The organism is Providencia sp. PROV_01 (assembly GCF_053098325.1).
The window spans coordinates 1924511-1946074 of record NZ_JBRFKD010000002.1 but is presented as its reverse complement, the minus strand read 5'-3'; the positions used below and the strand labels follow the sequence as shown (position 1 = coordinate 1946074).

Here is a 21564-nt window from a genome sequence, read left to right as displayed (position 1 = left end):
TTAATATTTTTAAGCACGTACATTGATAATCGATTCAGGTGTAATCCCATTTGGCATGGTCTTACGCTGTTCGTTATCTTGTCTATCAGCAACAACCATGACTTCTTGGTTTTTAACCAGTTCATCAAGGCTAATGCTGCTAAGGAAACTTGTAATTCTATCGCTTAAATCGCGCCATAATGCGTGAGTTAAGCAGCGATCACCATTTTGGCAACCTTCTTTATTACCCTGACAACGGGTGGCGTCAACAGATTCATCTACCGCAGCGATTACTTCAGCAACAAATATTTGGTCTGCGTCTCTACCAAGCAAATAACCGCCACCTGGACCGCGCACACTCGAAACTAACTCGTTTTTACGTAAACGAGAGAAAAGTTGCTCAAGATAAGAGAGGGAAATTCCCTGACGTTCAGAAATGTCAGCTAAAGGCACTGGACCTGACTGAGAGTGTAATGCGACATCTAACATCGCAGTTACTGCGTAACGCCCTTTGGAAGTGAGTCTCATAACATATTACTCCATGGTAAATTATGGTCAGATTGTGACATTCCTGAGTAATTTAGTCAACTATTTACCTGACTAATTTACTCAAGTATTATTCACCTGATTTTACCACGGATTTAACCTCACTTTTTCGCCCATTTTTCCATTGATGTTAAGATACCCCGCAGGATATGTAACTCTTGGGTTTCGATATGCGCTCGAGTGAATAAACGGCGTAATTTATTCATAATTAAGCCAGGGTGCGCTTTACGAATAAAACCTGATTCATTCAACACGCTCTCAAGATGGACATAAAAACGTTCAACATCTTCTGACGGTGGGTATTCTACCTCATCATCAGCGGAAATTACCGTATTTTTTTCATCCATTGAAAGATACGCCATGCGTATTTCATAACTCACCAATTGCACTGCCATCGCTAAATTCAAAGAACCGTATTCTGGGTTTGTGGGGATATATAAATGATATTGGCATTTTTGAAGTTCTTCGTTGGTTAAGCCCACTCGCTCACGGCCAAATACGATAGCAACAGGTGATTCTTTGGATTGCTCAACAGATTTAATGCCGCATTCACGTGGTTCAACCATTGGCCAAGATAAGGTGCGAGAACGTGCACTGGTACCGATCACTAACTTACAGCCTTCTAAAGCTTCATCGAGAGTTTTAACTATTGTCGCATTACCAATAACATCACTTGCCCCGGCAGAAAGCGCAATAGAGTGTGAATCAGGTTCAACGAGAGGATTAACGAGGTACAGATTAGAAAGCCCCATGGTTTTCATGGCACGAGCTGTTGAGCCCATATTACCAGTGTGTGAGGTTTCAACAAGAACAATACGGATGTTATCTAACATGATTTATACGTTTAATGAAAAAATTATTGCAATAGCTTAACACAAAATTGCTTATTGTGACGAACATCTATATACTTCGGCACTCAAGTTTTTCGTTCTTTAACATTCCAGTGGAAAAAGCCCATGCATCCGATGCTTAACATCGCCATACGTGCAGCACGTAAGGCCGGTAATCACATAGCTAAAAACTATGAAATGCCTAGCAATATTAAAGTCACTCAGAAAGGCACTAACGATTTCGTTACTAACGTTGACCAAGAATCTGAGCAACTGATTATTGAAATCATCCGCAAATCATATCCTGACCACACTATTATCACTGAAGAAAGTGGTGAATTAATTGGTAAAGATGATGATATTCAATGGGTAATCGATCCACTGGATGGCACTACCAACTTCACAAAACGTCTCCCCCATTTTTCTGTTTCTATCGCTGTGCGCGTTAAAGGCCGTACAGAAGTTGCTGTTGTTTATGACCCAATGCGTAATGAATTATTTAGCGCAGTACGTGGGCAAGGCGCTCAGCTTAACGGTTATCGTATTCGCATCGACGAAAAACGTGACCTTGATGGCGCTATCGTTGCGACAGGCTTCCCTTTCAAACAAAAACAACATGCACCTGTCTATATGAACATCATGACTGCGATGTTTAACAAATGTGCTGATTTGCGTCGTACCGGCTCCGCAGCATTAGATTTATGCTATGTGGCTTCTAGCCGTGTTGATGCTTTTTTTGAAATTGGTTTAAAACCGTGGGATTTCATGGGCGGTGAGCTGATCATGCGTGAAGCTGGCGGCATCATAACTGACTTTGTTGGCGGTCATAATTATTTAGCCTCAGGTAACTTAGTTGCTGGTAGCCCACGTGTTGTTAGAGACATACTGTCCGTCATGAAAGATGAGTTATCAGAAGCATTAAAGCGCTAACACATCCTTTCTAGAGACGAACTAAAAACAAAACCCACTTTTATTGTGGGTTTTTTTGTTGTTATTTAAAGATAAATTGTTATTTAAAATAAAATAACACCTTTAATTAATTCACGATTATTAATAACATCACTTTCATAAATATCACCAATGGTATTAAAATCAAATTGATGCGTTAGCATCATACCACTAGATAACTTACCTTCTGCCATTAACCTTGCAACTTTATTGAAATCTTCAGGAGTGGCATTTCGGCTTCCCATCATTGTTGTCTCTTTCTTATGAAAATCTGGATCTGGAAACGATAAATTACCTTTAAATAGCCCAACAAATACAATTAAGCCACCATGACGAATTAAATTCACCGCGGTGTTCATTGCGTGTTGATTCCCCGTTGCATCAATAACTTTCTCAGCAAGCATACCTGAAAAATGGTGTTCAATACTTGATAAGTAGTTTTCATCGGCTGGGTCACACGTTTTTAAGCCTAATACTTTTTCAACATGTTGACGACGTGCCTCGCTGGTATCAGCCACTAATACGTTAGCACCATCCGCTTTAGCAATAGCAGCAACACCTAGCCCTATAGGCCCTGCCCCTACAACTAAAACAGTATCTTGAGGTTTAACCTGCGCACGCCTGACGGCATGAGCACTGATTGAAAATGGTTCGATTAAGGCGCCATCAATATCTGTAACTGTATCTTCAATCGCTAATACATTTTTCTCTGGCACATTTAAATATTCACAAAAACCACCATCTTCGTGAACACCAATAACTGAAATTTTTTCGCAGCAATTTGTTTTTCCTTCCTTACAAGCACCACATTCATAGCAGGCAACATAAGGCATTACAGCAACACGCTGACCGACTTTCCATTGTGTAACGTCAGGTGCAACATCACAAATAGTTCCAGAGATTTCATGTCCTAATACTCGTGGATATTGAAAAAAGGGCTGATTTCCTCCCCAAGCGTGGATATCCGTTCCACATATTCCAACCGCATGTATTTTTATTTTTACATGCCCAACTTGCACTGTAGGTTCAACGACTTGTTGATAGACAAATTTTTTAGGTTCCTGACAAATCAATTGTTTCATATTTTCCTCCGTCAATTAATCTGTCTTTTTTAATTTAAAAAACATAGACTAGATACTTAACAACCGAATTTTGTGATTAAATGTTTTTAAATCGGTTTTAAATCGGTCTTTAAAGAATAAAAATCAGATTAAGGAGTGTTTAAATGGTGAGGAGTAAAAATATACGCTATGGGTCAATTAATGAATTTTTAGACGCTATACATAAAAATTTATTAACATCCCCCTTTCCCTCACAATCTTCTTTAGCTGAGATGTTTAATATCAGTCGAACCACAGTGAGACATACCCTCGAATATTTATTAGAAAAGAAAATCATTGAAAAACAAGGGAGTGAATATCATGTTATTCGCTATCCCAATAAAACTGATTTCTTTCCTGTTGAATCAAGTCTTCCTGATCAACAAATCGTCTTATTCGAAAAAGCGTTTTATCAAATGATTAAACGCAAAGAATTGATGCCTGGGGATACTTTTACTGAATTACAACTAGCAAAAAAAAGCCATGTAAGTTCTAGTATTGTTCGGGAGTTCTTAGTGGAGTTTTCTCGTTATGGGTTAATTAAAAACACCCACCGGGGGAACTGGCACATGATGAAATTTTCGCGTGAATATGCAGAAAAGCTTTTTGAGTTCAGGGAATTGCTAGAAACCAATGCTCTGACTCATTTTTTAAATTTACCACCAGATGACCACCGTTGGATTTTAGCGAAAGAGCTATTACTCAAACATAGGACACTACGGGAAACCGTTACTATCAATTACCGCGACTTTTCCCAACTAGATTATGAACTACATAGTCTTATTTTATCAGGTGCCAATAACCCGTTTTTTAATCAGTCTCTTGAAATCATCACTGTGATATTTCACTTTCAATATCAATGGGATGAGTCAGATTTAAAAGAAAGAAATGTACTGGCAATTGAAGAACATATGACCATTTTAAGTGCTTTGATTAGCCGTAATGATATTGTGGCGATGAATGAACTTCGACATCATTTAGATACCGCTAAAAGAACTATGATTAACTCCATACAGCAAACTTATGAATAAATAACATTAAGTTACAAGGCCAATGAATGGTCAACGATGACTTATTCTTTGGCTCGATAATATATACATCAAATAAAACCTGAATTTTTTAGTAAAAAAACAACTTAATTATAAAATTACTATTAATCAAAATTATAACAAATAAAAATATTACTATTTTTCATGCAATTAAAATACCAACTAACTAAATAGATTGAATTCATTTATAATTCCATCTGTTTTTAACTGATAAAAAACAGATTAAAAACATCAAAAAGCCATTCATTCCACAAAATTGGTGCAATTAATAGTCCATAGAAAAAAATACTTCTAGTCTGAATCAACACCGGATGATTAATACACATAATAACTAGAGGAATGGTCATGGATTACTTAAATAGACAGTCAATGGCTAATAAGCAATACCCAGAGAGAATTTTGCAATTCGGAGAAGGTAATTTTTTACGTGCTTTTATCGACTGGATGGTTGACCAACTGAATGAAAAGACAGATTTCAATAGTGGCATTACGCTTGTCAGGCCAATTGACTCATCACATCCCTCAATTAATCAGCAAAATGGACTTTATACTGCCATCACCAGGGGAATTAATGAACAAAAACAAAGCGTTTCGAATATAAGAATTATTAATTCGGTTAACCGTGAAATACTGATTTATTCTGAATATGATAAGTTTCTAAAATGTGCAGAAAATCCCGAATTACAATGGATCTTCTCTAACACGACGGAAGCAGGGATCGTATATAAGCACGATGTACGCTTAGAAGATGCACCAGCAAGTAGTTTCCCTGCGAAACTTACTCAGTTTTTATTTCACCGCTTTCAACATTTTAATGGTGATAATAGCAAAGGGTTGTTCATCATCCCCTGTGAGTTAATTGACTATAATGGCGATAAGTTACAAGAGTTTGTGAATCAACATGCGCAAGACTGGCAACTCCCCGCAGATTTTATTGCTTGGCTAAATAGCAGTAATACGTTTTGTTCTACGTTAGTCGATAGGATCGTTACTGGCTACCCGAAAAATGAAATTGAGAAACTGGAAAAAGAATTAGGTTATAAAGACGATTTTCTCGTCACTGCTGAATATTTCTATTTATTTGTCATTCAAGGGCCAAAAATACTAGAGCAGAAGCTAAAACTGAATGAATTACCATTAAATATCAAAGTAGTCGATGACATAAAGCCCTACAAAGAGCGTAAAGTTGCAATCTTAAATGGTGCGCACACCGCGATGGTTCCTGTTGCTTACTTGGCAGGGATCAGAACTGTCCGTGATGTCACTAGCAACCCAATCTTTTTAGCTTTCATTAAAGATTTAATTGATAATGAAGTTATTCCTGTTTTATCTCAAAGCCCTTCGGAGCTCGCGGCTTTTGCCTCCGCAGTTATTGACCGCTTTAATAACCCATATATAGAACATGAATTAATTTCAATATCTCTAAACTCGTTAACTAAATTTAAAACTCGCCTATTACCTCAATTAATCTCTTATGTTAAGCAATACAATAAAATTCCTTATTGCATTTCATTTTCACTTGCTGCACTTATTGTTTTCTATCGAGGAAAACAGGCTGAACAACTCATTCCTTTAAATGATGATGATTATTTACTTGAACGCTTTAAAGCTTGGCATGAACTCTATGACTCAAATGTAAAACAACTTACTGAAAATGTGCTAGCAATGTCTGATTTATGGGGATTAAACCTCAACGAAATACCACAATTACAAGATGATGTGAGCCAAAAAATTACTGAAATTCTGAGTAGCGGTACAGAATCAATGCTACGCAGAAAATACATTGGTTAGAAAAAGAAAATAAATACTTAAAACAATAAATCCCCCTACAGGAGATACCTTTATGAAACTGAGCACATTAAACGGAAAAAAACTTCTTAGCTTAACACTCAGCACAATGCTATTAATGGGCAGCATGACAAATGCCGCATTTGCAGATGCTAAATATAAGTTAAAAGTCGCTTATGAAAATAACCCTGGAGAGCCTTTTGATTTAGCTATTCACGAATGGGCAAAAAAATTCAATGAAAAAACTAATGGTGAAGGTGAATTAATTCCTTATCCAAGCTCACAATTAGGCTCCAAAAAAGATGTCATCGAACAAATGAAGTTAGGTAGCCCACTAATTACCTTAGCAGATGGTGCCTTCTTTTCTGATTATGTACCTGATTACGGCATTATGTTTGGGCCGTATTTAGGACTATCTTATAAAGATATTTTTAAATTAAATGCCTCACCTTGGTATGGTTCCTTAGAACAACAGTTAGATAAAAAAGGCCTTCACGTGGTTTCTAAAGATTGGTTATATGGTTCACGCCATATCTTAGCCAATAAAATGATCCAAACCCCAGATGACCTAAAAGGCTTAAAAATTCGCGTCCCCAATAATAAAATTCAAATTAAAGGTTTAGAGGCAATGGGTGCCACACCAACACCATTACCTTTAGCAGAAGTTTATACTGCACTTAATCTTAAAATTATTGATGGCGCAGAAAACCCAATTCCTGTGCTATATGGGCAAAAACACCATGAAGCGGCCAAATTCTTGATTTTAACGGGTCATGTAGAGAACGTAACCAACCTAGTCATGGGCAGCAAAACCTACGCTAAATTACCTGAAAATATTCAGCAGGCTTTAGTTGAATCAGGAAATGAAGCTGGGCAATTCCTAACAGATTTAGTCTTACAACAAGAAAAAGAAATCATTGAGAAAATGAAAAATGAAGGTGTTACTGTTGTTGAAGTAGACAGAGCGCTCTTCAAAGAAAAATCTAAGCCTTTCTATAATGAATTCCCTGAATGGTCTGCGAATTTATATCAACAAACTCAAGATATTATTAATAAGTAACCCTATTACTTGGCGGTTAATACCGCCAATATTTTTACAATACAAATGGTTAACTATTATTCTCGCAAGGATCTTTTATGTTTAAATTTCTGGGGAAATTAAGTGATATAGTGGCTTCTCTTGCTGTTGCCGCTATTGTCATTATTACCATTCTTGCTGTATTCATGCGTTGGCTTCTTAATGACCCTTTAATGTGGAGTGAGGAAGTTTTAATCATTTGCTACATTTGGTTGGTGATGATTGGCGCAGCATCTGCGGCAGGCAAAAGAATGCATGTCAGTATTGATGCAATTACCTCTTTATTTCCTGAAAAAGTACAATTAGCTATTGCGGTCGTTACTCATATTATGGCCATTATTGCTTTATCAATTTTTGGTTATCTTGGATATGAACTCTCTATTATTGCAGAAGACAAAATAACACCAATTATTGGTGTCTCTTATTATTATATCGACCTTTCTGTACCCATTGGCGCATCCATCATGGTGTTATTTTCTATCCAACATTTACTGGAAGACATGAGTAAATTACTAAAAGGAGATAAACCATGTCAGTAATTATCGCCTGTATCGTATTAATATTCTGCTTTTTAATTAATGTTCCCATTTTTTTAAGTGTACTGATTGCATTACTCACCTACTTTTTCTCTGCGGGTGACATTTCTCCCCTCATTGCGGTACAACGCATTATTGGGGCTGGGGAAAATGTGACGTTACTTGCTATCCCTTTCTTCATTTTGTTAGGTAACCTTTTGAATTACACTGGTATTACTAGACGAATGTTGAAATTTACTGGTACTCTGTCTGGCCACTATCCAGGAGGACTAGCCCAATCTAACGTATTATTAAGTACAATGATGGGCGGACTTTCTGCATCTAACCTCGCTGACTGTGCAATGCTATCTAAAATGTTAGTGCCAGAAATGACAAAATTAGGTTATGGAAAAAGCTTCTCTGCCGCTGTCACTGCCGCAGGATCATTAATAACACCTATAATTCCACCGGGTATTGCATTAATCATCTATGGATTTGTCGCTGACGTCTCTATTGGTAAGATGTTTATGGCTGCAATCATTCCTGGATTAATGTGCTGCGTTGCTTTAATGGTTGCAATTTATCTGATTGCAAAAAAACGTGGATATAAGCCTGCTAGAGATAAAGCACCTACATTTGCTGAAGTTTACCAAACAGGTAAAGGAGCGATGTCTGCTTTCCTATTAGTTCTCGTTATTATTGGTGGAATTCGCTTTGGTATTTTTACACCAACAGAAGCTGGTGCTATTGCTGTACTTTACGTTATTGTAATTGGTACCTTCTTTTATCGTGAAATGAAGTTAAAAGACATTGCTGCCTCATTTTTAGAAACCGCCCGTTCAACAGCAAGTATCATGCTCATTATTATGACTTGTTCCGCATTAGCATGGGTATTGACGAACGAGCAAGTGGCGCAAGATGTTGCCAGAATGATGACCAATTTTTCTGATAACCCGTATGTCTTCTTAATGATTGTCAATGCGGTGTTGTTAATCCTAGGTATGTTTATTGAAGGAAATGCCGCAATTATTGTCCTTGTTCCATTATTAATGCCTACAGTAAAGCTATTAGGGATTGATCCTATCCATTTTGGCATTGTCATGATCCTTAATTTGGCCATCGGCTGCTTAACACCGCCAATGGGAACCGTCATGTTTGTAGCCACATCGATTACTGGTGTCCGTATTTCTGATTTTATTCGTGAAGTTATGCCCTTGTTCTTTGCATTAATTATCGTTTTACTCTTAGTCACCTTTATGCCTGTATTTACTACTTTCCTACCAAGCTTATAAGATATCTTTCAATGGCAAATCATTTTCTATGATTTGCCATTTTATTATCAATTTATTTTTTATAAATTAAATTTTATTTAATTCCATGAGTTAATATTACTTCTATTTATGATTAAGTTAATTGACCTTTGCCATTGTCATAATAACACTTACAACGAGAAGTATTCCAATAGACAAACCACTAACCACCAATAAACACACTTATTACGCGTTATTTTGAAACAATCAAAAAAATAATATTACATTAAATTCATATATATAAAAAACACACCAATCTCATTATTTGTTTTTTTAATTTTGAATTTGAAAAAAATGCACTTTATATCTAGCATAAAACAATACAGCTAATTTACATTCAGCTGTTAATCAAAGTTATATAACTTTATTTTATTTTTGACCTTATGGGGTTAATTATGTCTAGATATATACTACCTCTGTCTTTACTTTCTTTATCTTTTATATCAGGTTCAGCACTTGCAATAACGAATAGTGCTGGGGGAATTATTTCAATTTCTGGAGCAATAAGCGATACAACTTGTACCATTAATGGCGGAAATAGTGCCGATATGACTGTTGTTCTTGATCCAATAACCGTAACAGATGCAGGGACAACTGCCGCCACGGTTATTTCTAAAAATCAAAAACAATTTTCTTTAACTTTCTCTGATTGCGCACCCGCAAGCGTCCCTGTAAGTAATCTGAAATTACACTTCTATTCGTCAAGTAATATTTCTCCTTCCGGTTTGTATTTAGTGAATACTTCCGTGAATGAAAATGATGCTTCCGTTGCCAAAAACGTCGGATTTAGTTTATCTAAAACCAGTACTCCAACCACCGCAATTCCACTCAATGTGGCTTTTGATACTAACCTTACAGGAGCTGATACTGGTGGTGCGACAGGAGCTACCCTCAATTTAATTGCCAGTTATTATAAAACTAATGCAACTGCCGCCAAAGTCGGTCTTTTGCAATCAAACGTAATATATACAGTTTCCTATTTATAATTATGACTTAGCCAGGCTTTTATTAGCCTGGCTTTAAATGGATGCTATTATGAAAATTCTAGTTTTATTACTCACTATTTTATTTTCGAGCGCAACACTTTCTAATGTTATTATTACTGGCACTCGAATTATATATCCTGCTGACGCTGATAGTATTGCTGTACAATTAACCAATAACAGTAAAACATCGTCTCTTGTTCAGTCATGGATTGATAACGGTGATGAAAATTCCACGCCTGAGAATTCTGAAGCGCCTTTTTATTTATCCCCTCCTATTGTTAAAATTGAAGGTTTACAAGGTCAGCAACTAAAAATTAAAAAAATACCCGGAAAACTTCCTGAAAATGTTGAAAGCGTATTTTTCTTAAATGTTTTAGATATTCCTAAAACGCCAGAGTCTGCTAAAGGCAAAAATGCAATTCAGCTAGCCACACGTTCACGAATTAAAATTTTTTATCGTCCTATTGGGCTAACTGAATCTCCCGATGAGGTTATTAATAATGCAAGCTATCAGATTAAAAATAATAAAATATTAGTTAAAAATAATTCACAATACCATTTAACTATTGCAGCTATCGCACCATCTGACGATAAAAATAACTCATTAACTGATTCTGCGATGATTGCCCCTATGTCTGAAAAAGAATTACCTATTAAAGGAATAATGAAAAACCACGATCTTATTTTAATGTATGTGGATGACTATGGTGTTTTCAAATCTAAAAATATTAAACTTTAATAGAAGAAATCATCGTGAAAAAAGAAAATTATCTCTATCTCCTAATCTTAATAGGACTACAAAGTTATCAAAAGAACTCAATAGCGGACGAGTTTGAGACTTCCCTATTGGTAGGTAAATCTGCACAAGGAGATATTTCACGATTCTATACTGATAATAACATTCCATCAGGTAAACAATTAGCCGACCTTTATGTCAATAATAATTGGAAAGGTCAGTTTGAAATTGATATCAATAATGATGGTAAACTGATCAGCCTTGCTGCTGATGATGTGCAAAAATTAAATCTGAATTTGTCTTCTGAGGTAATTGAACAAACCAAACAACAGCCATTTATTCCTATAGATGATTTAGTACCCAATATAAAGTATAAATTTAATATCAACGACCTGCGGCTCGATATTATCGTCCCTCAAGTCGCTCTGAAACAAATCGAAGCTAACTATGTTGACCCCAGCCTCTGGAATTATGGCGAGCCTGCAATTATTTTTTCTTATAATACAAATTATTATAGTTACAAAGAGAAAAAAAACTCAAAAACCAGCAGTGACAATTTTTATGCGACCTTAAATTCAGGCATTAATTTGGGCGCCTGGCAATTTAGAGATGAGTCCAGCTATCGACATAGCTCTCATGGTAGCCAAAAATGGAAAAACAATACCCGTTATATTTATCGCCCCCTTAGTGCAATCAAATCCGGGTTGAAATTAGGTGATTTTTATACACCTGCAGCCCTATTTAATAGTATTCGAGTTCGAGGCATTGCATTGGCAACAGAAGCCAGTATGTTGCCAAATTCAAGTCAAAATTTTGTCCCCATTATACGCGGTGTCGCTCAAACAAATGCATTAGTCAGCGTATACCAAAATAACAATCTGGTTTATCAAGAAAACGTTCCCCCTGGTGAGTTCGCATTTAATGACCTTCAGCCTAGTGCTGGTGGTGGTGACTTATTCGTCGTTGTCCAAGAAGCTGATGGAAGGCAAGAAACCTTTACTGTACCCTATTCTGCTGTACCTGATATGCTCAAACAAGGCGTTTACAATTACAGCCTCATTGCTGGGCAAACAAAAATCGACAATACCCATTATCAACCCAAATTTACTCAAGGTGAGTTTCACTATGGTTTAAATAATTTAGTGACACTTTATGCAGGAATGTTATTTAGCGAAAAATACTATTCCGGCGTTATTGGGAGTGGTTGGAATTTTAGTTTTGGGGCCATTTCAGCTGATATTACGCAAGCAAATACTAAATTAGATTCAGGCGATCATAGTGGTCAAAGCTATCGCTTGACTTATAACAAATATATTAACGCAACGTCGACCAATTTAACCTTGGCGTCATATCGTTATTCGACTAGTGGCTACTATAGTTTTATTGATGCCATTTATTCCCAAGACAATTATCGCGCTTGGAAAGTTTATCAAGACCAGCTATCAGAAAAACTCGGCAATAATATTCCACCTGAACTTTCACTCACTAATTATGACGCCTTACGCGGTTCACGTGCTAAAAACACATTTACATTGAATTTAAACCAACAATTAGCAGATGGTTATGGTTCGGTATTCATCTCGGGGACACATCGTGATTATTGGAATACAAACGGTAATAGCCGTGAATATCAAGCTGGTTATGCCAACAACTATAACGATATTTCCTATAGTGTGTCTGTTTCACGTGTTCGTAATTACGACAGCGAAGAAGAAACACGTATTTATGCCAACTTTAGTGTTCCTTTTTCTTTATTTGAAAAACGCGCCAATATTAGCATGGGAAGTTATTTCACTGACTCTCGTTACCAACAAACTACGCTAAGTGTCAGTGGTATTGCAGGTAAAAATGACCAAGTCAATTATACGTTAACTGCAACGAACCAAAACGGTGGGAATAACTTAGTTGGTGGCAACGTCAGCTATCAGCTTCCCTCTAGCACGCTTTCAGGATCTTACACAGAGGCCAATAATTACCGCCAAACTGGTTTAGGCGCCAAAGGAACTCTGGTTGCTATCCCTGGACATATTGTTTTTTCAGGGGAAGCAGGACAAACCTATACCATCATTGATGCTCCAATGGCCAGTAACATGATGGTCAACGCTGATAAAACTACCTTAACCAACCAACAAGGTGTCGTTTTAGTTGCTAATTCCACACCGTATAGAACCAATACCTATACCTTGACGGATACAGAAAAAACCGCAGGTGCAGAGGTGCTCGGTAATATGGCCAATGTGAGTCCATATCAAGGAGCGGTGAATTACATCAAACTCGAAACCGATACACGACAAACTTATCTCATCCGAGGCGTGCTTGCTAATGGCGATAGCTTACCTTTTGGTACAGAAATCACAGATGCTAAACAGCAAAGTGTTGGTTATGTCGGTCAATCTGGCGTGATGTATATCAAAAGTGAGCAATTACCGATGGCATTGCACATAAAGCTTAAAGGGAAAAAGACATGTGTTATTGAGCCACTACTCAATACGATGGATAAGAATAAAAACCTCTGTCGATAAAGGAAAACATGATGAAAAAAATCACTTTAGCACTGATGCTTTCCAGTATATTGGCTTATAGCCAGTATTCCTCAGCACATTGTAGACAAACATCTACAGTGACGGCTCCCGCTCTTGCTTTTGATTTATCGACAGAACTTACCAGTACATCGACTCAAGTTAGTAAAAATAGCAGAACCATCTACCCTGGAACTTTTACCTGTACTGCAAGAGGATTGCTTTTTCCTAACTCTATCGGTATTGCATCCCCCTTCCAAGGCAGAACAGCCACTATTGGTTTTAATGGTGGAAAGCAGTTTGTCTCAATTACAGTCACTGCATTAGAAAAAGATAGAGTTGTCGGCCTTACGGAAGGTATACATCAAGGTAGTGAGCTCGATACAAATTTTACCGTTCAATTTAATTTGCTCACAGCCAAACCCGGAACCAACTATGTCGAAGTATCAGGAAGTACCGCCACAGTTACCCCTATTGTACTCGCCTCTGATGCATCCAGCTTGGGAATTCTACAGTGGTTATTAGATATTGTAGTCAAATTAGTCACTTTTCTGTTAACGCTACAATGGCCAACCAGTGCCGATGACATCTACTTACAACCAATGACCTTAACTTATAATCCCATTCTCACCACCTGTAATTTTGTTAACCAAGGTTTAGTCGTTGCGCTACCCCCAGTAAGTATCAATGCGGTGAAAACTGTAACCAGAGCAGGCTACACGCCATTCACGCTTAACTTTACCTGCCAAGACTTTTTAGCAGGCGGTAATGCTTCTCGTGATGTATCTATTTTTTTATCCAGTAGTAATTTACTCTCAAATGATAAAACAACCTTGAATAATACCATTAGCCAAGGTGCTAAAGGCGTTGGTTTCCGATTAGTTAGCGCAAGCAATCTCAATACACCGTTAGTACTTTCGGATAGCGTAGCAGCTAAAAATGGCGCGACAAATATTTTTACTGTCCTTAAAGGAAATCTGATTTCCCCTTCTTTTTCAGTAAACTTAGGTGCTTATTACCATGCATACAACCCAAGTAGTGTCACTCAAGGACAAGTCTCAAGTACTGCAACCGTGGTGATGTCATACAATTAGAAAGGAAAATATTATGGACGGAATAATTAAAATCACAGGGTTTGCTACGTTACTATTTTTTAGCGTCCAAGCATGTGCGAGCCTTGTTTTACAAGGAACACGAATTATTTTTCCTAGCGATAAAAAGGCCGTCGGGATTCAACTGACTAATTACAGTGAACAAGCCACATTGACTCAAAGTTGGGTGGATGAAGGTAACCTCGATTCAACACCAGAAACGACGAACGCGCCATTTATTGTGACCCCCCCCGTTACTAAAATCGCGGCAAATGACGGAGCTCAATTACAAATACGCTTTATTGGCGACAAACTCCCTACGAATAAAGAGTCTGTATTTTATTTAAATGTATTAGACATTGCGCCAAAGCCAAAACAAATAAATAGTGCAAATATGCTGCAGTTCGCCATTCAAACACGGATTAAAGTTTTTTATCGACCAATTGCGCTTATAAATAAACCAGATGATTTAATCAATAACATTAAATTCCATTTAGCTAAAGATGGCATTATCGTCAACAACCCAACCCCTTATTTTTTAAGTATTGCCAATATCTATCTAGCTAATAATGAAAGCCGTTCTATTACAAAAAGTTCGATGGTTGCGCCATTTTCATCACAAATCTTCCCTTCAACCGCCGTCATTAATCACGGAGAAAATATAACAATGATTTATATTGACGATACAGGGAAACAAATTCAGTACCAAACCAAGCTATAAAAATAGGTTTAGCCCCTTTTATAGCTTGGTTGATAAATACTAGGATTGAGCTACAACTTTAGGGCGGATAAACACGGCAGGAATAGCAAGAAGCGCCATTAAATAGAAAACTATACCATGATGAGCAGGCACTCGCTCATAAATATACCCCACAATAATAGTCAGGACGGCTAACCCACCACCGGTTGCGAGGGCAGAGTAAACACCTTGTAATGGGATAATTTCATTTTCTTTTCTTGCGCTGATAAAGCGCATTGCCGCTAGATGACAAATCGTAAAAGTCCCACTGTGAAGAATTTGCACTACAATTAACACAGGTAATGCAGTAAACGCCCCCATCAGCCCCCAGCGGATAATTCCACAAAATGCGGATAACAGCAGTAAATTACGCGCACTCCAACGCCGGAACAAACGGTGACTTAACATAAATACAATGACTTCAGCAACCACCCCCAGCGACCATAAATTACCGATCACTAAATCTGAATAACCCGCCTCTTTCCAAAATAGGGAAGCAAAACCATAATAAGCTGCATGGGCCCCTTGTAATAAGGTCACACAAATTAAAAACCTAACGACGTTTTTATCAGCAATCAACTGTTTAAAAGTGACTTTATTGCCACCTTCAATTTTCGCCGCTCCCATTGGCATAATTGCCGGTTTCATCATTGCGCCTAGTAATAATGCTAAACAGCTTACTATCAACGCTACCATGATGGCTTTATTACCCCAAACACCTGCTAAATACCCCATCAATGAGGAGCCAATAATAAAAGCTATCGACCCCCAGACGCGAATTTTGCCATAGTCAAAGGTAAATTGTTTTTGCCATGTTCCTGCCAGTGAATCTCCTAACGGAACCATTGGCGCAAAAAATAAGTTAAAGCCTATCATTACAAATAGCAGCCATGCCCAATGAGAACCCAAAGCAAAACCAACAGAGAAAATGAGTGAAAGCCCTGCAAGTAAACGTAGTGCCGTAATCAGTTTCGAGGGCTCTTTAACTAAAGGAGTAATGAACATCGCGCCAAGGAAACGGGCTGCTAACCCTACCCCTAACAAAACACCAATCATTTCTGCATCAATTCCCTCACCTTGTAGCCAAACTGACCAAAATGGTAAGAAAATACTGTAGGCAAAAAAGTAGGTAAAATAATCAATGGCTAGCCAACGCGTTGATGGAATGACCATCATCCCTCCGTTTTTTCAATGCAAAAAACCCGCTCATACATGCATGTAGAAGCGGGTTTTAATCACGAATTGTCGTTTAAATTATGCGTAAACTGGGTATTTCTTGCAAATTGCTAATACTTTTTGTTTTACGCTCTCAATGGTCGCTTCGTCATTGAGGTTGTCTAGGATATCACACATCCAGCCCGCTAGCTCACTCGCTTCTGCTTCTTTAAAGCCGCGGCGTGTAATTGCAGGAGAACCGATACGTACACCAGACGTTACGAATGGGCTCTTAGGATCGTTAGGTACACTGTTTTTGTTAACTGTGATATTCGCACGGCCCAGTGCAGCATCTGCATCTTTACCTGTGATATCTTTGTCTACTAAATCCACTAAGAACAAATGGTTTTCCGTTCCACCAGATACGACTTTATAGCCACGTTTTTGGAAAACGTCGACCATTGCTTTGGCATTTTTAGCCACTTGTTGTTGGTAAACTTTGAATTCTGGTTCCATCGCTTCTTTCAATGCAACCGCTTTACCTGCAATCACATGCATTAAAGGGCCACCTTGAGAACCTGGGAATACGGCTGAGTTGATTTTTTTGTATAACTCTTCGTCACCACCTTTAGCTAAAATTAATCCACCACGTGGGCCTGCTAAAGTTTTATGTGTTGTTGTCGTCACAACATGTGCGTGAGGCACTGGGTTTGGATAAACACCAGCAGCAATCAAACCTGCTACGTGAGCCATATCCACGAACAAATAAGCACCAATGCCATCTGCGATTTCACGCATTTTTGCCCAATCAACCACACCTGAATACGCAGAAAAACCACCGATAATCATTTTTGGTTTATGTTTTTCAGCTTGCGCTTTGATATCATCGTAGTCAATTTTACCGCTTTCATCGATGCCATAAGGCACGATGTTGTACAGTTTACCTGAGAAGTTAACTGGTGAGCCGTGAGTTAAGTGACCACCATGTGCCAGATTCATCCCCAGAACAGTATCACCTGGCTGTAATAACGCCATGTAAACAGCAGCGTTAGCTTGTGAACCTGAGTGTGGTTGCACGTTCGCATAGTCAGCACCAAATAGTTCTTTCGCACGGTCAATCGCTAATTGTTCTACCACATCAACATACTCACAACCGCCATAGTAGCGTTTGCCTGGGTAGCCTTCTGCATATTTATTGGTTAGCTGAGAACCTTGAGCCTGCATGACTCGTGGACTGGTATAGTTTTCAGAAGCAATTAATTCAATGTGTTCTTCTTGACGTTGTACTTCTTGCTCCATTGCTTCCCATAATTTTGGATCGTAGTCAGCAATATTCATTTCACGCTTTAACATTCGCTTCTCCTGCCTCAGCAATTCAATAGGTTGAAAATCGATTCATCGCAATGACACACAGTGTAAACTCTTTTTCTCTCTTGAGATAGCCCTAAAGAAAAAATATACGCAAACGATTGCATTAATTTTTTTCACTTCATTTGCTTCTGAAGGCTCCACTATAAAATAGCTTAAATTTTAATTTTTAACGTAGAAACATCCAGATTTGCTAGCCCCTTCTCATTGTGTGCTTAATTCCGACATATTTTCCCAGTTTGAGTCTTTACATAAAACCTTAAATATTATAAGTTGTATTTAAAATACATGTTTATAAATAAACTTTATGTCTCTCAAAAAAGAGTGATTTATTGGGATGAAATATACTTATCCCAATGATGCAAAAGGATATGTTTGTACAAAACTAAAAACTGACGCCTTACGATCACTACGATGAGAACATGAAAATAATTCAGGAGCACCTGTATGCTAGATAGCCAAACCATCGCCATTGTTAAATCCACCATTCCTGCCATTGCTGAAACAGGGCCAAAACTAACCGCACATTTTTATGATCGGATGTTTAAACAACACCCTGAACTAAAAGATATTTTTAACATGACTCACCAAATGAATGGCGACCAACGTGAAGCTCTATTCAACGCTATTTGTGCTTATGCGGTAAATATTGAAACCCCTGAAGCACTGATTTCAGCGGTTGAAAAAATTGCCCAAAAACACGTTAGTTTAAATATCAAACCTGAGCATTACCCTATTGTTGGGGAAAATTTACTGGCGGCTATCGATGAACTACTTAGCCCAGGCCAAGAAGTACTTGATGCTTGGGGAAGAGCTTACGGGGTCTTAGCTGATATCTTTATTGGTCGTGAAGCAGTAATTTACCAAGAGAATGCAGATAAAATTGGGGGCTGGGAAGGTTTACGTGAATTTAAATTGAAACAAAAACAGCCCCAAAGTGATGTGATCACCAGTTTTGAATTCGTACCTGTCGATGGGAAACCTGTCGCGGATTACCGCCCAGGCCAATATATCACTATTTATGTCAACAACCAGGGATTTGAAAACCAAGAAATCCGCCAATACTCACTGACGACTGCGCCTAATGGCCGTAGCTACCGTATTGCAGTAAAACGTGAAGAACAAGGCTCAGTTTCTAATTTCTTACATCAACAATTAAATGAAGGTGACCATGTACTACTCGCCCCACCCTGTGGTGATTTCTTCATTGATGTTGATGGCCAGACACCTGTTACCTTGATCTCTGCAGGCGTTGGTTTAACCCCAATGCTGAGTATGTTAAATCATCTAACAGAACAAGGTCACAATGCTCAAGTTAATTGGTTCCATGCCGCTGAAAATGGTGCTGTTCATGCCTTTAGGCACGAAATTCAACAACTATTAGCAAAACAACAAACCAGCCAATCTGCGATTTGGTTTAATCAACCAAGAGAGGAAGATCGTCTCGGGTTTGATTACCAATATGAAGGTTTAATGAATTTAGAATTGGTACGTGAATGGATTGAGCAACCGAACATGCAATTCTATTTCTGTGGCCCTGTTGGTTTTATGCAGCACGTAGGCAAACAGCTAATTGCAATGGGTGTCGATGCCGATGCTATTCACTATGAATGTTTTGGACCACATAAAGTATTACCCCTCAATTAATGGATAAAAAATGCTCTTCTGTTTAGAAGAGCATTCTCTGAAACATATTAACTGAAGAAAATGGTTTAAATGGTTAAGTGTTTGCCATTTTTCTAAATTTAGCGGTAACGGACTCGCATAATAAATACGCAATTCTAATCCCATTCCTGTGTATTTTCCGTTACCGCTTTTTCACATAACGTAATTTATTAAATCGCTTCTTCATCTTGCTCACCAGTCCGAATACGGATCACTCGAGCTACATCATAAACAAAGATCTTCCCATCGCCAATTTTGCCCGTTTGGGCCGTTTGCATAATGGTTTCGACACAGTTTTCAACAATGTCATCAGGGACAACAATTTCAATTTTAACCTTAGGTAAAAAATCAACCATATACTCTGCACCACGGTAAAGCTCAGTATGCCCTTTTTGACGTCCAAAGCCTTTCACTTCAGTTACCGTCATTCCGGTAATACCCACTTCAGCCAATGCTTCACGAACATCATCAAGTTTGAATGGCTTTATAATTGCATCAATTTTTTTCATAAATAATTCCTGTTATGACCAGTTTTTACGGCCAAAACCTGAGGTGATCGGATAGCGGCGATCTTTACCGAAATTACGCATCGTAATACGTGGCCCAACAGGAGCCTGACGGCGTTTATATTCATTAATATCAACAAGACGTACAACTTTTCGTACCACGTCTTTATCAAAACCAAGTTTGATTAAATCATTAACTGACAAGTCTTTTTCCACGTAGCCTTCCAATAATGTATCTAACACATCATAAGGCGGCAAGCTGTCTTGATCTAATTGCCCTGGAGCAAGTTCTGCTGACGGTGGCCTATCAATCACACGTTGAGGAATTGCTGGAGATAATGTATTACGATATTTAGCTAACTCAAAAACAAGGGTTTTAGGCACATCTTTTAACACATCAAAACCACCTGCCATATCGCCATATAATGTTGAATAACCAACAGCAGATTCACTTTTATTACTGGTAGTCAACACTAAGCGACGACGTTTATTTGACATTGCCATTAAAATAACCGCTCGGCAACGTGCTTGTAAATTTTCCTCAGTGGTATCAACCGCGGTTCCTTCAAACATCGGCGTTAACTGAGCCATAAAGGCATCAAACATCGGTTCGATGGATACGATATCGAATTCAACCCCAAGCAAATCAGCTTGCTCTTTAGCGTCGTGAATACTCATTTCAGAAGTATAGCGGAATGGCATCATGACAGCTTGCACATGCTCTTTCCCTATAGCATCAACCGCAATAGCCACCGTTAGCCCTGAGTCAATACCGCCTGATAGCCCTAAAATTGCACCATTAAAACCATTTTTATTTATGTAGTCACGAGTTGACATAACTAAAGCTTGGTATACCTGAGCAACTGGGTCATTCTCAATAAATACGCTACCTTCGCTCACCAATGCAAGTTCATCAAATTGAACTGTGATAACTTGCTCTTTAAATTCTGCCAATTTAAAGATTTGTTTACCTTTATTTGCAATGACTTTTGAGCCACCATCAAACACCAATTCATCTTGCCCACCCACTTGGTTGAGATACACAATTGGCATATGAGTGCGTTTGCAATGTTCGACTAATAAGTCGGTTCGAATATGTTCTTTATGAATATCATAAGGAGATGCATTGATGGTTAATAATATTTCAGCACCCGCCCCTTTGACTGCATCTACTGGCTCGTCATACCAAATATCTTCACAAATTAATAAACCGAGCTGATAACCTTTAAATTCAACAACACAGGATTTTTCATCTGCAGTGAAATAACGGGGTTCATCAAACACACCATAATTTGGCAACTCTTGTTTAAAATAGCGAGCGTGCAATTTGCCTTGATAGAAAAAGGACAGCGCATTATAGATATCATCCCCTTCATACCATGGGTGACCAACAATAATCGCCGTTTCTTGGCTGGCTTTTTGCAAACGGTCGAGTTGTACTAAACAGCGGTCCTCGAAATCAGCTCGGAAAATTAAATCTTCTGGTGGATACCCTGTCAAAGACAGCTCTGAAAACATGACAATATCTGTGTTTGGTGCTTGTTCACTCACAACTTGCAGCATGCGATCGCAGTTGCCTTCGATGTCACCGACTAACCAATTAAGTTGTGCTAGTGAAATATTAAGCTTACGGCTCATAAGGTATTTTTTCTCCCG

19 protein-coding genes are annotated in these 21564 nt (G+C 38.2%); 12 read left to right on the top strand and 7 right to left on the bottom strand.

The features are described 5' to 3' along the window. Positions 1-9 precede the first annotated feature (9 nt). Both iscR and trmJ read right to left on the bottom strand, forming a co-directional pair. The gene (gene iscR / locus ACU696_RS09395; RefSeq protein ID WP_004264917.1) at positions 10-507 is read right to left on the bottom strand and encodes a Fe-S cluster assembly transcriptional regulator IscR; all 498 of its coding nucleotides are present in this window, start codon (positions 505-507) and stop codon (positions 10-12) included. A 119-nt stretch (positions 508-626) separates the two neighbouring features. Next, on the bottom strand, positions 627-1358 hold the full coding sequence (gene trmJ / locus ACU696_RS09390; protein ID WP_004912680.1) for a tRNA (cytosine(32)/uridine(32)-2'-O)-methyltransferase TrmJ: 732 nt from the start codon (positions 1356-1358) through the stop codon (positions 627-629). Between the two features lie 123 nt (positions 1359-1481). Between trmJ and suhB the strand changes: the two genes are divergently transcribed. Beyond that, positions 1482-2285, top strand: a complete 804-nt coding sequence (suhB, locus tag ACU696_RS09385; protein ID WP_109911478.1) for an inositol-1-monophosphatase — start codon at positions 1482-1484, stop codon at positions 2283-2285. Between the two features lie 83 nt (positions 2286-2368). Here the strand turns inward: suhB and ACU696_RS09380 are convergent, their stop codons facing one another. After that, entirely contained in the window at positions 2369-3385 is a 1017-nt protein-coding gene (locus ACU696_RS09380) for a zinc-binding alcohol dehydrogenase family protein (protein WP_123382555.1), read from the bottom strand. Between the two features lie 143 nt (positions 3386-3528). Between ACU696_RS09380 and ACU696_RS09375 the strand changes: the two genes are divergently transcribed. From ACU696_RS09375 to ACU696_RS09330, 10 genes are all read left to right on the top strand, one after another. Beyond that, the gene (locus ACU696_RS09375; RefSeq protein ID WP_196723837.1) at positions 3529-4434 is read left to right on the top strand and encodes a GntR family transcriptional regulator; all 906 of its coding nucleotides are present in this window, start codon (positions 3529-3531) and stop codon (positions 4432-4434) included. Between the two features lie 363 nt (positions 4435-4797). After that, positions 4798-6243, top strand: coding sequence for a tagaturonate reductase (locus tag ACU696_RS09370; RefSeq protein WP_196723839.1), 1446 nt, complete (start codon positions 4798-4800; stop codon positions 6241-6243). A 52-nt stretch (positions 6244-6295) separates the two neighbouring features. Next, a complete protein-coding gene (locus ACU696_RS09365) occupies positions 6296-7300 on the top strand; it encodes a C4-dicarboxylate TRAP transporter substrate-binding protein (protein ID WP_004912689.1) in 1005 nt (334 codons plus the stop codon). A gap of 77 nt (positions 7301-7377) precedes the next feature. Beyond that, positions 7378-7857 (top strand): TRAP transporter small permease, encoded by a 480-nt coding sequence (locus ACU696_RS09360; RefSeq protein WP_004912692.1) that lies wholly within the window; start codon positions 7378-7380, stop codon positions 7855-7857. Further along, the gene (locus ACU696_RS09355; RefSeq protein WP_109911474.1) at positions 7848-9125 is read left to right on the top strand and encodes a TRAP transporter large permease; all 1278 of its coding nucleotides are present in this window, start codon (positions 7848-7850) and stop codon (positions 9123-9125) included. Before ACU696_RS09360 ends, ACU696_RS09355 begins: the two co-directional genes overlap by 10 nt. 413 nt (positions 9126-9538) lie before the next feature. Next, positions 9539-10129, top strand: a complete 591-nt coding sequence (locus ACU696_RS09350; RefSeq protein ID WP_109911473.1) for a fimbrial protein — start codon at positions 9539-9541, stop codon at positions 10127-10129. A 49-nt stretch (positions 10130-10178) separates the two neighbouring features. Further along, positions 10179-10868, top strand: coding sequence for a fimbrial biogenesis chaperone (locus tag ACU696_RS09345; RefSeq protein WP_109911472.1), 690 nt, complete (start codon positions 10179-10181; stop codon positions 10866-10868). Between the two features lie 14 nt (positions 10869-10882). Continuing rightward, a complete protein-coding gene (locus tag ACU696_RS09340; RefSeq protein ID WP_109911471.1) occupies positions 10883-13387 on the top strand; it encodes a fimbria/pilus outer membrane usher protein in 2505 nt (834 codons plus the stop codon). Between the two features lie 11 nt (positions 13388-13398). Beyond that, positions 13399-14478, top strand: coding sequence for a fimbrial protein (locus tag ACU696_RS09335; protein WP_336298655.1), 1080 nt, complete (start codon positions 13399-13401; stop codon positions 14476-14478). Positions 14479-14491: 13 nt separating this feature from the next. Then, positions 14492-15196, top strand: coding sequence for a fimbrial biogenesis chaperone (locus ACU696_RS09330; protein WP_117162430.1), 705 nt, complete (start codon positions 14492-14494; stop codon positions 15194-15196). Between the two features lie 39 nt (positions 15197-15235). Here the strand turns inward: ACU696_RS09330 and ACU696_RS09325 are convergent, their stop codons facing one another. Then, complete coding sequence (locus ACU696_RS09325; protein ID WP_196723845.1) at positions 15236-16387, bottom strand: 3-phenylpropionate MFS transporter; 1152 nt, start codon at positions 16385-16387, stop codon at positions 15236-15238. 81 nt (positions 16388-16468) lie between these two features. Then, the gene (gene glyA / locus ACU696_RS09320) at positions 16469-17722 is read right to left on the bottom strand and encodes a serine hydroxymethyltransferase (protein ID WP_004912718.1); all 1254 of its coding nucleotides are present in this window, start codon (positions 17720-17722) and stop codon (positions 16469-16471) included. Between the two features lie 462 nt (positions 17723-18184). Between glyA and hmpA the strand changes: the two genes are divergently transcribed. Beyond that, positions 18185-19384: an NO-inducible flavohemoprotein gene (hmpA, locus tag ACU696_RS09315; RefSeq protein WP_004912719.1), complete on the top strand. Its 1200-nt coding sequence runs from the start codon at positions 18185-18187 to the stop codon at positions 19382-19384. A 188-nt stretch (positions 19385-19572) separates the two neighbouring features. Here hmpA and glnB read toward each other — a convergent pair whose 3' ends face one another. Next, positions 19573-19911, bottom strand: a complete 339-nt coding sequence (glnB, locus tag ACU696_RS09310) for a nitrogen regulatory protein P-II (RefSeq protein ID WP_004912721.1) — start codon at positions 19909-19911, stop codon at positions 19573-19575. A gap of 12 nt (positions 19912-19923) precedes the next feature. Continuing rightward, complete coding sequence (locus ACU696_RS09305) at positions 19924-21546, bottom strand: NAD+ synthase (protein WP_117162431.1); 1623 nt, start codon at positions 21544-21546, stop codon at positions 19924-19926. Positions 21547-21564 lie beyond the last annotated feature (18 nt).

Excerpts from the sequence above, each read along its gene's own strand:
- iscR (WP_004264917.1), bottom strand. The coding sequence starts at position 507 with ATGAGACTCACTTCCAAAGGGCGTTACGCAGTAACTGCGATGTTAGAT.
- trmJ (WP_004912680.1), bottom strand. The coding sequence starts at position 1,358 with ATGTTAGATAACATCCGTATTGTTCTTGTTGAAACCTCACACACTGGT.
- suhB (WP_109911478.1), top strand. The coding sequence starts at position 1,482 with ATGCATCCGATGCTTAACATCGCCATACGTGCAGCACGTAAGGCCGGT.
- ACU696_RS09380 (WP_123382555.1), bottom strand. The coding sequence starts at position 3,385 with ATGAAACAATTGATTTGTCAGGAACCTAAAAAATTTGTCTATCAACAA.
- ACU696_RS09375 (WP_196723837.1), top strand. The coding sequence starts at position 3,529 with ATGGTGAGGAGTAAAAATATACGCTATGGGTCAATTAATGAATTTTTA.
- ACU696_RS09370 (WP_196723839.1), top strand. The coding sequence starts at position 4,798 with ATGGATTACTTAAATAGACAGTCAATGGCTAATAAGCAATACCCAGAG.
- ACU696_RS09365 (WP_004912689.1), top strand. The coding sequence starts at position 6,296 with ATGAAACTGAGCACATTAAACGGAAAAAAACTTCTTAGCTTAACACTC.
- ACU696_RS09360 (WP_004912692.1), top strand. The coding sequence starts at position 7,378 with ATGTTTAAATTTCTGGGGAAATTAAGTGATATAGTGGCTTCTCTTGCT.
- ACU696_RS09355 (WP_109911474.1), top strand. The coding sequence starts at position 7,848 with ATGTCAGTAATTATCGCCTGTATCGTATTAATATTCTGCTTTTTAATT.
- ACU696_RS09350 (WP_109911473.1), top strand. The coding sequence starts at position 9,539 with ATGTCTAGATATATACTACCTCTGTCTTTACTTTCTTTATCTTTTATA.
- ACU696_RS09345 (WP_109911472.1), top strand. The coding sequence starts at position 10,179 with ATGAAAATTCTAGTTTTATTACTCACTATTTTATTTTCGAGCGCAACA.
- ACU696_RS09335 (WP_336298655.1), top strand. The coding sequence starts at position 13,399 with ATGAAAAAAATCACTTTAGCACTGATGCTTTCCAGTATATTGGCTTAT.
- ACU696_RS09330 (WP_117162430.1), top strand. The coding sequence starts at position 14,492 with ATGGACGGAATAATTAAAATCACAGGGTTTGCTACGTTACTATTTTTT.
- ACU696_RS09325 (WP_196723845.1), bottom strand. The coding sequence starts at position 16,387 with ATGGTCATTCCATCAACGCGTTGGCTAGCCATTGATTATTTTACCTAC.
- glyA (WP_004912718.1), bottom strand. The coding sequence starts at position 17,722 with ATGTTAAAGCGTGAAATGAATATTGCTGACTACGATCCAAAATTATGG.
- hmpA (WP_004912719.1), top strand. The coding sequence starts at position 18,185 with ATGCTAGATAGCCAAACCATCGCCATTGTTAAATCCACCATTCCTGCC.
- glnB (WP_004912721.1), bottom strand. The coding sequence starts at position 19,911 with ATGAAAAAAATTGATGCAATTATAAAGCCATTCAAACTTGATGATGTT.
- ACU696_RS09305 (WP_117162431.1), bottom strand. The coding sequence starts at position 21,546 with ATGAGCCGTAAGCTTAATATTTCACTAGCACAACTTAATTGGTTAGTC.